Source organism: Granulicella aggregans, from assembly GCF_014203275.1.
Classification (GTDB): domain Bacteria; phylum Acidobacteriota; class Terriglobia; order Terriglobales; family Acidobacteriaceae; genus Edaphobacter.
The window spans coordinates 276,623-290,800 of sequence record NZ_JACHIP010000003.1 but is presented as its reverse complement, the minus strand read 5'-3'; the positions used below and the strand labels follow the sequence as shown (position 1 = coordinate 290,800).

The window sequence follows — 14,178 nt, the reverse complement described above, 5'->3', positions numbered from 1 at the left end:
AGTGGGAAAACTCCAAGTTCAACCCGCTCGTCTCCACCATGAGGAAGCAAATGGCCAAACTAACCCCCACCGAACTCGAAACCGCTCTCCAAACCCTCCCCGGCTGGCACCTCTCCGAAGGCAAACTCATCCGCGACTACACCTTCCCCGACTTCGCCGCCGCCATGACCTTCGTCAATCAAGTCGCCGCCCTCGCCGAGTCCGCCAACCATCACCCCGACATCGATATCCGTTACAACCAGGTCCGCCTCGCCCTCATCTCCCACGACACCGGTGGCATCACCAAGCGCGACATAAGGCTGGCTACCGCAATTAACGAGAAGATCACGACTTAAGGAGTGAGGGCCCCCTGTGTTCTGGGGGCCCTTCTAACTGGGGGGAGTTTTTTTGCGGATAGGGGAAGCCGAAATCGTGGGAACTGCTAACCTCGACTGATTATTCTTTGCTACACCTCATCAGACGCGACCTGAAAGCAAAAGTTGCACCGCTCACCGAAAATAAATTGTTTTCTGCATTTTTCTACAGAAAACCGTATCAACGGAGAGACTAGCTTCGCAACTCTTGCCCATGCACCAGGCTCGTCGCAAGATCGTAATAGAGATCGACGCACTCAAGCAACTCCTTCTTCGCGATCCGCTCGTCCGGCGTATGCGCCACATGGATCGACCCCGGCCCCAGCAAAAACGGCTCGCCCCACGCCGTCAGTGCAGGAATGTCCGTCGTAAACTTCGCCACCATCGTCGGAAGATTGCTCACCTTACGCATACGCACAAACGGCAACTCCAGCGTGAATCGCACCTCCGCCCGCTCACCCACCGTCTTCACGATCGCCGCCTTCGTCTCCTCGGATGGCCCGACCAGCCGGATCAAAAGATGAGCCTCCGCCTTATCGGCGATCACGTTCGGTGCACGTCCGCCCTCGATCAACCCAATATTCAACGTCGACGGCCCAATCTCCGGCTCGACCGGCAGCGGCATCGCCAAAATGTCGTTCAGTGCTCCCACCAACTTGTCGATCGCCGACTCGCCCAGCTCCGGGTAAGCCGAGTGCGCCATCCGCCCCTTCGCCCGCAGCTCCACCCGCAGCGCGCCCTTCGACGCCAGCGCCAACCGGTTGTCCGTAGGCTCGCCGTTGATCAGAAACCGTGCCCCCTTCGGCGACAGGTTCGCAACCTTGGCCCCCGCCGAATCCCGCTCCTCGCCCACCACGAATAGCAGTCCAACCTTCACGCCCGCCTCACGCAGCCGGTCCGCCGCCGCGATCTGCGCCGCGATAATTCCCTTCGCATCGCAAGTCCCGCGCCCATACAAATATTCGTCATCCTCCGTGCACCCGAAGAACGGTGGCACCGTATCCATATGTGTCGACAGCACCACATCGGGAGTCACTCCCGGCAGCGCAGCATACACATTGAACCGTTCTCCTTCCCCCGCTCCCGGAGTTACCGTGCGATCAGGCTGAGCCACCGCCATCCGCTCCACCGCATACTTCTCTTTCTCCAGAAAGTCATGCAGAAACGCTCCCGCCAGACCTTCATGGAAGGTAGTCGAATGAATATTAACCAGCTCTTTAGTCAGTTGAATCGGATCGATTGCCATGTGACCTTCAGCATACCCGACGCCCCGCAACCCTTGTCACCGTCACCCGGTAAACTAGCAGGGATGCCATCCTTCACAACCTCGCACGTCCGCGCCATCGAAGACCTCTACGGCCCCGCCGGCCGCCTCGAAGCCGTCCTCAACACCGGCAGCGACGACGCCCCCTATACAGCGCTCGTCTGCCATCCCCATCCGCCCAGCGGAGGCACTCTCCACAACAAGGTCGTCTACAACGCCATGAAGGTCTTCTCGTCCTTCGGTCTGCCTGTCCTGCGCTTCAACTTCCGCGGCGCGGGACTCAGCGAAGGCGTCTACGATGACGGCCACGGAGAGCAGAACGACGTCCGCGCCGCCCTCGAATGGCTCGAACTCAACTTCCGCAAGCCCATCCTCTTCGCCGGATTCTCCTTCGGCGCAAACATCGGTCTCCGCGCCTGCTGCGGCGACATCCGCGTCAAAGGCACCATCGGCCTAGGCCTCCCAGTCAACGCCGAAGGCCGCGAATACACCTACGGCTTCCTCCCCCGCTGCGTCGAGCCCAAGCTCTTCATCATCGGCGACCACGACCCCTTCGCCCCGCGCGAGCAGATCGAGCAAGTCCTGCTCAAGTCGCCGCTACCTACCGAAACCGTCTGGATCGAAGGCGCAGACCACTTCTTCCAAGGAATCCCCATCTCGCCCGCCCCGAAGCTGGAAGCTATGAAACAGGCCATGCACTCCTGGCTCATCAAGACTTATAAACTTGCCGAAAAATAGGTGTCATCCTGAGCGGAGATTCTCGCAGCTTCACCGCGAGGATCGTAGTCGAAGGACCCGCCAGATCCTCAATCCCGGCGCGCCCCCTCGAATCTTTCCGTCTCGATAATCGGGTGCCCCACATCTCGCCTCTGAGATGTGGGATGTAAAAGCTAAACCGCACCCACCAGCCACTCCACCATAGCCGTATTACATTCATCCGCCATCTCCGCAAACGGCAGATGCCCCGCTCCCCGCATCACGATCAGCTTCGACATCGGCATCATCGCCCGCAGCCGCTCGCCCGAAGGCAGCGTCACCGCGCGATCGCGATCTCCCCAGATAAACAGCGCCGGCTTCCCAGCAAGATGGATCAACTCCCCGCGCAGAGCCCTCATATCGTCGTACCATCCGGCAACGATCCGCAGCACATGCTCCACCGTCCCCGGAATCATCATGCCATCCGTGTAGGTCTCCAGCGTTCCCTCGGTTACCCGCGCCGGATCGCCGTACATCCGCCCCAACGCCGTAGCGTGCAGCATCCTTGGCAGCATCGGAATTCGCCGCGCAAACCACTGACCTGTCCGTGTGTTGTAGAACCGGATCAAATGCCGCCCCGCATCACAGAACGGATTTGCCGGGGCAAACAAGATCAGCTTCCGCACCCGGTCCGGATGCCGTGCCGCCAGCATCATCGCAATCGCTCCACCGTGCGAGTGAGCCGCAATGTCAGCCGACTCCAATCCCAGCGCCTCCATCAGCGCCACAATCCGATCGGCAGTGGCCTCCAGGCTCGCATCCAATCCCGGAACCCGCTCCGACTCACCCATGTTGAACAAATCGATCGCATAGACGCTCGCGTAGCGCGAGAGAAACCCGATATTCTGCCGCCAGTTGCTCCCCGACCCTACCAGCCCATGAAGCAAGAGCAGCGGACGGCCAGACCCCGCGAAATGGTAGTGAAGCTGCGCCCCGGCCACCTCGACGTAACGATCTTCCATCAGCGACGGCTCAGCCGCACGCGTCACTCCTGCACGCAGTCGATCCTCGCTCGCTGGCGAAGTCATCGCCAGTTCCATCAAATTTCCGGTGCTCGCCAAGACAATAACCCGCCCTTACAAATGGTCTTTTCAAACTCAAATGTTACAGGAATGTGAATCCATGAGCACAAAATTATTGCCACTTCCAGGTAACATTCATCCCATTTGGATGCGAGGTCGCCTCAAACGGAACTCGTCCAGTCATCGGAACGTATTTCGTTGAAACAGCTTGCAATCCATCTCTGCAATAACGGAATAGCTTATGATTAGTCATACCAACGAAGCACCCTAATTGAGGCATTTCCCCTTCCAGTAACTATGTATGCCGAATGGCACTTAAGTTGCTGTCTCCCTTGGAACCGCTATGCAGCAGGCCACCCGCACCCGCGCTCTCGTCATCGCTCTCGCTCTTGCGACGATGGCTGCCTGCCTGTTCGCCGGTTTCAACATCTCGCAAGAGAACAGCTTTGACATTCCCACCGACGGCGTCCGCTGGCTCGAAGCCCCCGGCGGCCTACGCGCCGAGCGCGTCCCGGCTGACTCACCCGGATACCGCGCCGGCATCCGCACCGGCGACATCCTCCAATCCGTCAACGAGCACCCCACGCCACGCCTCGCTGTCTTCGAGCGAGAGATCTTCCGTGGCGGCATCTGGTCGCACTCCACCTACAGCATCACGCGCCCGATTCACCACGCAGATGCACCGGACACTGCCGCAAAGCTAGAGATCCAGGTCATCGTCGAACCCACCGACCGCAGCATCAATCTCGGCCTCCGTCTCATCGCCGTGGTCTATCTCTGTATCGGCCTCTACGTCCTCTTCCGTCGCTGGACCGCGCCCAAATCCCTGCACTTCTTTGTCTTCTGCCTCGCTTCTTTCGTTCTCTACGCCTTCCGCTACACTGGCGAACTCGACCTTCTCGACTCCGTCATCTTCTGGGGTAACGCAGTCGCCCTCGCCGTCCAGCCCGCGCTCTTTCTCCACTTCGCGGTTGACTTTTCCGGCTCCGACGACCAGAACGACCGGTACCGCATTCGCCGCCGCGCCATCGGAGCCCTGCTTTACCTTCCCGGCGCAGCCCTCGTCTTCCTCCAGGTCTACGCCCAGCAGTACTGGTCCGCGACCGGCGAACTCCTCAATCGCCTCAACCAGTTCTTCGTCGGCTACCAGGGCCTCTACTATGTCATCGCCGCAGCGGTCTTCGTCTGGCGCTACGTCCACGCCCGTTCGCCTCTCGAACGCCAGCAGCTCAAGTGGCTCACCCGCGGCACGCTCGTCGCCTTCGCGCCTTACACGCTGCTCAACGTCCTTCCCCTGATCTTCGACTTCCAGGTTCCCGGGCTCCTCCTCAAGCTCAGCGCCGCCTGCCTCGTCATCCTTCCGTTGACCTTCAGTTGGGCCATCATCCGCTACCGCCTGATGGACGTCGACCTCATCTTCAAGCGCGGTGTCACCTACACCATCGCCACCGCCGCCCTCGTCGGCCTCTACTTCGGTGTCGTCGCCATCGTCTCGGAGCTAGTCCGCAGCAGAGTTCCTAACCTCGGCGTCTGGGGCCTGATGGCCGCAGTCATTGCCACCGGCCTCGTCTTTGACCCCCTCAAACGCGCCGTCCAATCCCGCGTCGACCGCGTCTTCGACCGCAAACGCTTCGACTACCGCGAGACCCTCGTCGACTTCGGCCGCAGCCTCAACTCCCAGACCGACCTCAACGCCCTCGTCAGCTCCATCGTCGAGCGCCTCCCCCAGACGCTGCTCGTCACCCGCGTCGCCGTCTTCCTCGCCACCGAAGACACCACGCACTCCGCAAAGAAGCGCTTCGAGCTCACCGCGTCCCACGGCCTCACCACGCTCACCCCATCCGACCCCGCAGCATCTCGCGAGCAGCAGGTGAAGGCTCTCCGCGCCCTCGATCTGGGCTTCCTCGACTTCGACCGTCGAGACGCCAACAACCACCTCTTCCTCGAGAACCCGCAGCAGGCCCTCACGCTCCCCGAGTCCCAGCAACTCGCCGCCCAGCGCCTCGACCTGAACTACTACCTGCCTTGCCGCGTCGCCAATCGCGAAGGCTTCGGCACCCGCACCGTCGCCATCATCGGCCTCGGCCGCACCAACGACGGCGACTTCCTCTCCTCCGAAGACATGGAGGTCCTCGAATCCCTCGCCGGCTACATCGGCATCGCCATCCAGAACGCCCAGCTCTACCGCAGCCTCCAGCAGAAGGCCGCCGAGTACGAGCGCCTCACCGAGTTCCACGAAAACATCGTCGAATCCATCAACATCGGCATCTTCGCCGTCGACCTCGACGACCGCATCACCAGTTGGAACGCGCAGATGGAATCTCTCTACGGTCGCCCCCGCTCCGAGGCATTGCTCCAGCCCCTCGACGCCATCTTCCCGCTCGAGTTCCTCGCCCGCTACAACAGCGTCCGCGCGCTCGGAGAAAACGGCAGCAGCGAGGCCGACCAGGGCACCCATACCCTCTACAAGTTCCCTATCTCGCTGCCCACCGGCGAAACCCGCACCGCCAACATCGCCATCGCTCCGCTTGTCACGCGTAGCTTCCGCACTGTTGGCCGCATCGTCCTCGTCGACGACATCACCGACCGCACCGAGCTCGAGACCCAACTTACGCAGTCAGAGAAACTATCCTCCATCGGCCTGCTGGCAGCGGGCGTCGCCCACGAGGTCAACACCCCACTCGCCGTCATCTCCAGCTACACGCAGATGCTCTCCAAGCAGCTTCGTGACGATACGCGCCTCGCCCCGGTCCTCGAGAAGATCACCCAGCAGACCTTCCGCGCCTCCGAGATCGTCAACGGCCTCTTGAACTTCTCCCGCACCAGCGGCTCCGAGTTCACCGCCATCGACCTCAACTCCCTCGTCCACGACACCCTCGTCCTGCTCGAACACCAGCTTAAGACCGCGCAGGTCAAGGTCGAGACCGATCTCTCCGCCTCACTGCCCGCGATGAATGGCAATCAGGGCAAGCTGCAACAGGTCATCCTCAACCTGATGCTCAACGCCCGCGACGCCATGCACGGCACTCCGTCCGCCAGGCTCCACATCTCCACCGAGATCTCGAACAGCCGCATCTGCCTTCGCATCAAGGACTCCGGCGCCGGCATCGAGCGCGAGCATCTACACCGCATCTTCGATCCCTTCTTCACCACCAAGGTCAAGCCCCAACCCGGCCAGCACAAGGGCACCGGCCTCGGCCTCGCCGTTACCTACGGCATCATGCAGGAACACGGCGGCAAGATCTCCGTCGACTCCGAAGTCGGCGTAGGCACCACCTTCACCCTCGACTTCCCCGCCCCAGCAGCCACACCAGCGGCATCCCAGCCGCAGATAGCGACCGCGAGCTATTCATGAGTGATCGGCCCGACCGTTCATATTGGGGATTTTGGGCGTGTTTTGTGCAGTCCATCAATGGTCTTGTAGCCTTGGCACTCTTCGCCTTAGACTTTTTTCTGTCCGGAACCCTTGGCCCGAATGGAAGTACCTTCAGCACAGACAGAGCAATATATGGAAGCTCATTATTACGATTACCGGTTGTTGCTATCGTGTTCTCGATTCCACTCCTCTGGCATCGGAACAAATGGGGATGGTATCTCACCATCGTCACGAATCTCATCCTCGAATGGGGGATGGGGTATCAATTAGTTCGAGGATTCATCACGGAACACCACTCTTCGATGCCTCGTACTTCTTATCTCGGAGATCGCGTGTTCATCTTGGCCAATCTGATGCTACTAACTCCGATCATCTTGCTCTTACTACCGGAATCAAGGCAAGAGTATCTAACTAAGACTCCAGCAGAAGAAGCAATCCTTCCTTAGCCACTAGAACCAGCATTACCCAGGTACCAACAAAAAATGTCTAGCTCCACCCTCGAAGCTCCCGCAAAATCCGCAACCCTCACCTCCGCCCGTATCCTCATGATCGATGACGAAGCGGCCATCCGCGAGTCCATCGAGACCCTCCTCACCCTCGAAGGCTTCACCATCTCGCTCGCGCCCGACGGCCCCACCGGCCTCGACCTCCTTGCCCGCAACGAGTACGATCTCCTCCTCCTCGATCTCGCCCTTCCCGGCGAATCCGGCATCGACCTTCTGCCCCGTATCAAGGAGCTGCGCCCCGAACTCCCGGTCATCATGATCACCGCCTACGGGACTGTAGGCAACGTCGTCGACGCGATCCGCGCCGGCGCAGAAAACTTCGTTCAGAAGCCCTGGGACAACGAGAAGCTGCTCGCCGACATTCGCTCCGCCATCGGCCGCCACAAGGCCGAAGAAGAGGTCATCCAGCTCAAGCGCACGCTCAAGCAGCGCTACAACTTCGACAACATCGTCGGTAAGAGCGACCTCATGCTCCGCCTCTTCGACACCGTCGCGCAAGTCGCCCCCAGCCGGTCTACGATCCTCATACAAGGGGAAAGCGGCACCGGCAAAGAACTCATCGCCAAGGCCATCCACGCCAACTCTCCCCGCCGCGACAAGCCCTTCGTCCCCGTTAACACCGGCGCAGTTCCATCAGAACTCCTCGAATCCACCCTCTTCGGCCACGTCAAGGGAGCCTTCACCTCCGCCATCGCCTCGAAAAAAGGTCTCTTCGAAGTAGCCAACGGCGGCACTCTCTTCCTCGATGAGATCGGCACCATGGGTATGGACATGCAAGCCAAAATTTTGCGCGTCCTGCAAGACCGCCGCTTCATGCACCTCGGCGGAACCCACGAGATCCAGGTCGATGTCCGCATCGTCGCCGCCACCAACGTCAACCTCCAGCAAGCCGTCCGCGATGGCCGCTTCCGCGAAGACCTCTTCTACCGCCTCAACGTCATCACGCTGGAACTCCCGCCCCTCCGCTCCCGCCGCGAAGACATCCCTCTCCTCGCCGCCCACTTCCTGAAGTTCTACGCCGAAGAGAACGGAACCACCGAACGCGTCCTCTCGCCCGACGCCCTCCGCATCCTCATGGACTACGAGTGGCCCGGCAACGTCCGCGAACTTGAAAACGCGATGGAGCGCGGCGTAGTCCTGTCCACCGAACGCCTCATCCCCGCCGAACTCCTGCCCGCCCAACTCACCGGCAACACCTACTCGGCCAGCATCCTCGACCACCGCCCCGAAGCCAGCCTCTTCGACCTGATGGAAGAGATCGAACGTCGCATCATCGCCGACCGCCTCGAACGCTGCCACTGGAACCAGACCGAAGCCGCCGAGTTCTTCAAAATCCCCCTAAGCACCCTCAACCAGAAGATCAAACGCCTCAACGTAGAGATCCGCAAACGGCCACGGGACTAACTCACCAAGCCGAACGCCATCGATCCCCTACCCTGGCATCCTTCGCTTCCGCAAATCAGAGCTTCATCGTGATTTGCGGAAGCGGAGGATGTGCTTCTGTCTTTGCCGTTGCCGTTGCCCGTCATTCTGAGCGCCGCGACGAATCCCCGCATTTCGCTCCCCACGGCAACACCTCTTCCCAAATAAGGCATCACAGGACTGCCTGCACTTCAGGTTCACGCGGCGCACGCAGCGTCGATGCCAACCTCCTCAACTCCCTTTCAAAGGAGATTCCTCATGTCCACCGCCTCTAAAAAAACCGCAGTCTTTGGCATCTACGCCACCCCCGCCCTCGCCGAAGCAGCCGTCGACCACCTCATCGCACGCGGCTTCGTTAACTCCTCCATCTCCGTCCTCCTTCCAGACGATGAGACCACCCGCGCCTTCGCCCATGAGAAGAACACCAAAGCCCCCGAAGGCACCGCAGCCGGCGTCACCACTGGTGGCGTCATCGGTGGAACCCTCGGCCTACTTGCCGGCATCGGCGCTCTCGCCATTCCCGGCATCGGACCGCTCATCGCGGCTGGTCCCATTGTCGCGACACTTGCTGGTGTCGGAGCGGGCGGCGCAGTTGGCGGTATCGTGGGAGCTCTCGTCGGTATGGGCATCCCGGAGTACGAAGCCAAACGCTACGAAGGTGAAGTGAAGGGCGGTGGAACTCTGTTATCCGTCCACTGCGACACTTCGGAAGAGATCGCCGCAGCCAAACTCGCTCTACGCGAAACCGGTGCCCGAGACATCGCGGCCTCAGGCGAGGCAGCCTCAGACACCTCCGGTGGTCACAATACCTTCGGCAACATTTCCAGCCCGAGCCTGACTCAAGAAGATCGCGTGGCTGAAGTGGAACGTGAAGAAGAGTTAGCCGCCACGGGCAGAAGTCCGCGGTACTAAGCTCCGTATCCAACAGAAAAGCCCGGCGGAGAATTCCGCCCGGCTTTTCTGTTTTTGTCGGATGCCTTAGCCCCGGTTCTGAACCACTACCTTCAACGAATCCGCCACCGGATGCGAAGCCACATCCACCGCCTTCACCGCATCCTCCAGCGAGAACCGGTGCGTTATCAACTTCGTCAGGTCGAAGCTCCCATCCCGATACCCCCCGAACACCAGATCCGCCACCGCATCGTTCACCGTCAACGATGAACTATACGACCCCATCAACGTCTTCTCATCCATGCACACGGTCCCCGGATCGAACGTCGCTGCGCTATGCTGCGTCGCAGCAAACAGCATGACTCTTCCGCCCGGCCGAATCGCATCCATGGCTACCTTAATCAGCGCATCCCCGGCCACCGCCAGCAGAGCCACGTCCGCTCCACGCCCTTCGGTCTCAGCCCTTACCGCCGCCACCACATCGCCTCGAGCATCCAGCGGATGCGTCAATCCATACCCGGCCGCAACAGCATGGCGCTCGGGATATAAGTCGCTCGTCAGCACGCTCGCTCCCGTCCGCTTCGCAAGGGCAGCAAGCAAAATCCCGATCGGCCCCTGCCCAATCACCAGTACCGTCTCGTCAGCCTTTAAATTCAGCGTCCGAATCGCCTTGTAGCAGGTATTCACCGGCTCGATAAAGGCAGCCTGCTCAAACGGAACATCGTCGGGAATCTTCACCACGCCGCGTTCGACAATCCAGTCCATCACCCGGATGTACTCTGCAAACCCGCCTCCCGAGGGCGCAAACCCCGCCGTACACCCAACGTTCTTGTAGAACTCGCACTGCGCAAACGTCTCCTTGCGGCAGTAGTAGCAATCGCCGCACGGGATATGGTGATACGCCATCACGCGATCACCCAGCGCAAACTTCGTCACTCCATCGCCCACCTTCACGACCGTCCCCGCCATCTCGTGCCCAAAGACCCTCGGAGCCGAGTGTGACCCAGTATGGATCTTCTTCAGGTCGGTCCCGCAAACTCCGCAGGTATCGATCCGCACCAGCAACTCACCCGCGCCAATCTCCGGCACCGGCACTGTCTCGATGCGAACGTCATCCACCCCGCGATACACCGCCGCCCGCATCTCCGCCGGCACAGTCTCGGCCCTCTCAATCAATGGGAGACCTAATTCTTTTTCCGATACCATTCCAATTCTCCATGCAAAACGTCAGTAAGCGACACTAAAGCTTTACCACTATTCCCAGCAAGAGCGATCAGTTTTTTCCAAAGATACGGCCTCATCGTCGCGTACATGGCGAAAGCAGCCTCGCGAAATTGACCGTCCCTCGTCGCAAACCTCGACAGCCCTTCGATCTCAAAGCCGGCCTCGTCGGAGACCACCTTGATCGCCTGAAAATCCAGTTGATGTCCCTGCGCAATCCGAGCTACGCCAGCCGCCTCCATATCCACTGCGCTTGCCCGATAGGATGCATAAAGCCGTTGCTTCTCTTTGACGCTCGCGATCGAGGGGCTCGTAATTAACACCTGTTTGGACTGTGAGTTCGAAAAGTGTTCGCCAGAACGGCTATCGATTACGTCGCCCGCGCGAACGATATCTCCTATCCGCAAAGCAGGATCGCAAGCCCCAGCCAGCCCCACCGAAATCAGCGCCGTAACCGGCCTTCCTGCCTCTTGCTGCACCTTCCTCGCAGCTTCGACCGCCAACACCGCCCGCGCCTCACCCATCCCCGCACAAGCCGCCACCGCAAACCCGTTCGTGTAGACAAAGATCTTCCCTGGGAGTTCCCGCTTCGTCCACCCCTTCACCAGCGACTTCAACTCACGCGGAAGCGCCGCAATGATCGCCGGACAATCGCTCATGCCCTATTGCTCGAAGATGCGGGAGCGTACCCATGCTCCACAAACCACTCAATCGCCGCGCGCAACGCCCCATACACCGGCAGCACCTTGAACCCCAACTCCCGTTCCGCCTTGGCCGACGAAGCAAACATCATCTTCTTCCCCATCCTCACCGCTTCAACGGTAGCCCGAGGCTCCTTGCCCAGCAGCTTCCCGGTAAAGCTCTCATCGAAGAACGCGAACCCCATAGCCACCGCATGAGGCACCTTCATCGTCGGCGATGGCAATCCCGTAATTGCAGACATCCGATCCAGAATCTGCTTCAGCGTCAGGTTCTCCCCACCCAGAATGTAGCGCTCCCCCGGCGTCCCACTGTCGAGAGCAACCAGGTGCATTCGAGCCACCTCGTTCACATCCACCAGGTTTAGCCCCGTCTCCACATAAGCCGGAAAGTTTTTATTCAAAAAGTCGACGACAATCCTACCTGTAGGCGTAGGCTTCGCATCCCCCGCTCCAATCGGCGTCGTCGGATTCAGGATCATGACCTTCTGCCCTGCCCGCGCCGCCTTGATCGCCTCTAGCTCACCGAGAAACTTCGACCGCTTGTAGTGTCCGATCATGTCGTCAATCGAAACGGGCGAGTCCTCATTGACGATCGTCCCATCCTTCTTGAACCCCATCGTCGCGACGCTTGACGTGTACACCGCTCGCCGCACGCCAGCTTCGCGTGCGATTCTCAGCAACTCCCGCGTGCCATCTACGTTCGCCGCATACATGCTCTTAGGATCGCGCACCCACAGCCGATAGTCGGCCGCAACATGCACCACAGCCTCACACCCGGTGATGGCCGCCCGTAGCCCCTCCGGCTCGCGCAGGTCGCCAACCACAACCTCAGCTGTCATTCCCTCAATCGAAGCAAGATTGCTCGAAGAGCGCGTTAGTAGCCGCAACTCCGCACCCGCGTCCGCATACACCCGCGCCACGTGGCTCCCCACAAACCCCGTCGCACCTGTAAGAAAAACTTTCATTCGCTACTGCAAAACCGTATGCGATTGCAGACGATTAGTCCAGCTTCTCTGGCTCGATCTGAATATCCTTCTCGCCCGCGAGCTTCTTCTCCCAGTACTTCTTCACCCAGGCCTCGAAGCTCTTGCCCGCCGCCGTATCGCGTCCGGTGAAGACAAGCCCCGCCACATCGCTATAGGCGACGTTGATCTTCGTCGTCTCCTTCATCGGAATAATCCGTATGAACGAGTCCGCCAAAGTCGCACCAACACGCCGGTCGAAGAGATACCCCTCGACCTTCGATCCATCCTTGCGCGTCACGGTCACGTCGCCGCGATAGTCAAATGCCTTCTCCAGCGCCTCACGAATCTCTGCATCCGAAGCCAGCGCCGGCGTCCATCCCTCAAGCTGCTCGCGCTCACGCCCTGCGGCAATCTCAATCTCGTCCTGGTTCACATGCGCGAGCTGATCCAGCTTCGCAGCTTCCTGCAATTGCGTCGACATCGTCAGTCTCCCGAAACGCTCTGAAGTTCGCTGCTCTTAGTCGTGGCTGTCGCTGGCGTGGCAATTTGAACCAACGGCATGTGCTCCGCCTTCGGCCACTCATTCAGCAGCTTCATCGCACCCTCGTCCTCATAGGTCGACGGGAACATGTACTTCTTCGCCGTCTCGTAGAAGCCCTTCAGCGAACCAAAGTTATAGTCCACCGCCGAAGCCTCATGGCCCGAGTGCACCATGCAGTTCGCGCACTTCGGATTGCCGCTCTTCGCGCCGTAGTTCTCCCACTCCGTCGTGTCCAGCAGCTCCTGGAAGCTGTCCGCATAGCCATCCTGCAGCAGGTAGCAAGGCTTCTGCCAGCCAAAGATTGAGAACGTCGGCATGCCCCAAGGCGTGCACTCAAAGTTCCGCTTGCCCATCAGGTACTCGCTGAACAGAGGATGCGTGTTGAACTCCCAGCTCTTCTTCCGATTCGACAGAATCGCGCGAAACAGCCGCCGCGACCGAGCCTTACCCAGAAAGTGCGTCTGGTCCGGAGCCTTGTCATACGTGTATCCCGGCGAGACCATCATGCTCTCGACACCCGCTGCCATCAGCTCATCGAAGTGGTCCCGCACGCTGTTCGGGTCCGCGCCATCGAACAACGTCGTGTTCGTCGTCACGCGAAATCCACCAGCCACCGCAGCCCGAACACCCTCCATCGCAATGTCGTAACCACCCTCGCGGCACACCGAGAAGTCATGGTGCTCCCGCTGCCCATCCACATGCACCGAGAACGAAAGATACTTGCTCGGCTTGAACAGGTGCAGCTTTTCCTTCAGCAGCAGAGCGTTCGTGCACATGTACACGTACTTCTTCCGCGCCACCAATCCGGCCACAATCTCCGGCATCTGCGGATGCAGCAGCGGCTCACCGCCTGGGATCGACACCATCGGCGTCCCGCATTCTTCAACCGCCTTGAAGCACTCCTCAGGCGAAAGCTCAGCCTTCAGAATGTGGGCCGGATACTGGATCTTCCCGCAACCCGCGCACGCGAGGTTGCAGCGGAACAACGGCTCCAGCATCAGCACCAGCGGATACCGCTTCCGGCCCATTAGCTTCTGCTTCAAGACGTACGTTGCAACCGTCCAAGCCTGTGATACAGGAACCATGCTCTTCTCTCCTCAAAACCTAAAACCGTCATCGCGTTCAACGAAACCGTCATCCAGAGCGAAGCATCTCGCTCT

General features: G+C 60.1%; 13 protein-coding genes. 6 read left to right on the top strand and 7 right to left on the bottom strand.

All coding sequences use genetic code 11. The annotated features are described in order from the left end of the window. The first annotated feature begins 50 nt into the window (after window positions 1-50). Complete coding sequence (locus HDF16_RS11550) at window positions 51-335, top strand: 4a-hydroxytetrahydrobiopterin dehydratase (RefSeq protein WP_184216720.1); 285 nt, start codon at window positions 51-53, stop codon at window positions 333-335. A 211-nt stretch (window positions 336-546) separates the two neighbouring features. On the opposite strand, the gene HDF16_RS11545 is transcribed toward HDF16_RS11550, so the two are convergent. Then, on the bottom strand, window positions 547-1,599 hold the full coding sequence (locus HDF16_RS11545) for a M20/M25/M40 family metallo-hydrolase (protein ID WP_184216718.1): 1,053 nt from the start codon (window positions 1,597-1,599) through the stop codon (window positions 547-549). A gap of 63 nt (window positions 1,600-1,662) precedes the next feature. Between HDF16_RS11545 and HDF16_RS11540 the strand changes: the two genes are divergently transcribed. Next, window positions 1,663-2,355 carry an alpha/beta hydrolase gene (locus HDF16_RS11540; RefSeq protein ID WP_184216716.1) on the top strand — a complete coding sequence of 231 codons (693 nt, stop codon included), beginning with the start codon at window positions 1,663-1,665 and terminating at the stop codon, window positions 2,353-2,355. Between the two features lie 152 nt (window positions 2,356-2,507). Here the strand turns inward: HDF16_RS11540 and HDF16_RS11535 are convergent, their stop codons facing one another. Continuing rightward, window positions 2,508-3,413, bottom strand: a complete 906-nt coding sequence (locus HDF16_RS11535) for an alpha/beta fold hydrolase (RefSeq protein WP_246409025.1) — start codon at window positions 3,411-3,413, stop codon at window positions 2,508-2,510. 325 nt (window positions 3,414-3,738) lie between these two features. On the opposite strand from HDF16_RS11535, the gene HDF16_RS11530 reads away from it, so the two are divergent. The 4 genes from HDF16_RS11530 to HDF16_RS11520 all read left to right on the top strand — a co-directional run bounded on the left by HDF16_RS11530 (window position 3,739) and on the right by HDF16_RS11520 (window position 9,611). Then, window positions 3,739-6,750, top strand: a complete 3,012-nt coding sequence (locus tag HDF16_RS11530; protein ID WP_184216714.1) for an ATP-binding protein — start codon at window positions 3,739-3,741, stop codon at window positions 6,748-6,750. Continuing rightward, window positions 6,747-7,217: a hypothetical protein gene (locus HDF16_RS30205; protein WP_221312683.1), complete on the top strand. Its 471-nt coding sequence runs from the start codon at window positions 6,747-6,749 to the stop codon at window positions 7,215-7,217. The genes HDF16_RS11530 and HDF16_RS30205 overlap by 4 nt, the downstream gene beginning before the upstream one ends. 36 nt (window positions 7,218-7,253) lie before the next feature. Then, on the top strand, window positions 7,254-8,681 hold the full coding sequence (locus HDF16_RS11525) for a sigma-54-dependent transcriptional regulator (protein ID WP_184216712.1): 1,428 nt from the start codon (window positions 7,254-7,256) through the stop codon (window positions 8,679-8,681). 276 nt (window positions 8,682-8,957) lie between these two features. Then, a complete protein-coding gene (locus HDF16_RS11520; protein WP_246409024.1) occupies window positions 8,958-9,611 on the top strand; it encodes a DUF3341 domain-containing protein in 654 nt (217 codons plus the stop codon). Between the two features lie 66 nt (window positions 9,612-9,677). On the opposite strand, the gene HDF16_RS11515 is transcribed toward HDF16_RS11520, so the two are convergent. The 5 genes from HDF16_RS11515 to hpnH are packed head-to-tail and all read right to left on the bottom strand — an operon-like array spanning window position 9,678 to window position 14,103. Continuing rightward, window positions 9,678-10,796, bottom strand: coding sequence for a zinc-dependent dehydrogenase (locus HDF16_RS11515; protein WP_184216710.1), 1,119 nt, complete (start codon window positions 10,794-10,796; stop codon window positions 9,678-9,680). Next, window positions 10,775-11,470: a phosphorylase gene (locus HDF16_RS11510; protein ID WP_184216708.1), complete on the bottom strand. Its 696-nt coding sequence runs from the start codon at window positions 11,468-11,470 to the stop codon at window positions 10,775-10,777. Before HDF16_RS11510 ends, HDF16_RS11515 begins: the two co-directional genes overlap by 22 nt. Beyond that, complete coding sequence (hpnA, locus tag HDF16_RS11505) at window positions 11,467-12,477, bottom strand: hopanoid-associated sugar epimerase (RefSeq protein ID WP_184216706.1); 1,011 nt, start codon at window positions 12,475-12,477, stop codon at window positions 11,467-11,469. Before hpnA ends, HDF16_RS11510 begins: the two co-directional genes overlap by 4 nt. Before the next feature lie 34 nt (window positions 12,478-12,511). Continuing rightward, window positions 12,512-12,958, bottom strand: coding sequence for a hypothetical protein (locus HDF16_RS11500; protein ID WP_184216704.1), 447 nt, complete (start codon window positions 12,956-12,958; stop codon window positions 12,512-12,514). Between the two features lie 2 nt (window positions 12,959-12,960). Continuing rightward, window positions 12,961-14,103: an adenosyl-hopene transferase HpnH gene (gene hpnH, locus HDF16_RS11495; RefSeq protein ID WP_184216703.1), complete on the bottom strand. Its 1,143-nt coding sequence runs from the start codon at window positions 14,101-14,103 to the stop codon at window positions 12,961-12,963. Window positions 14,104-14,178 lie beyond the last annotated feature (75 nt).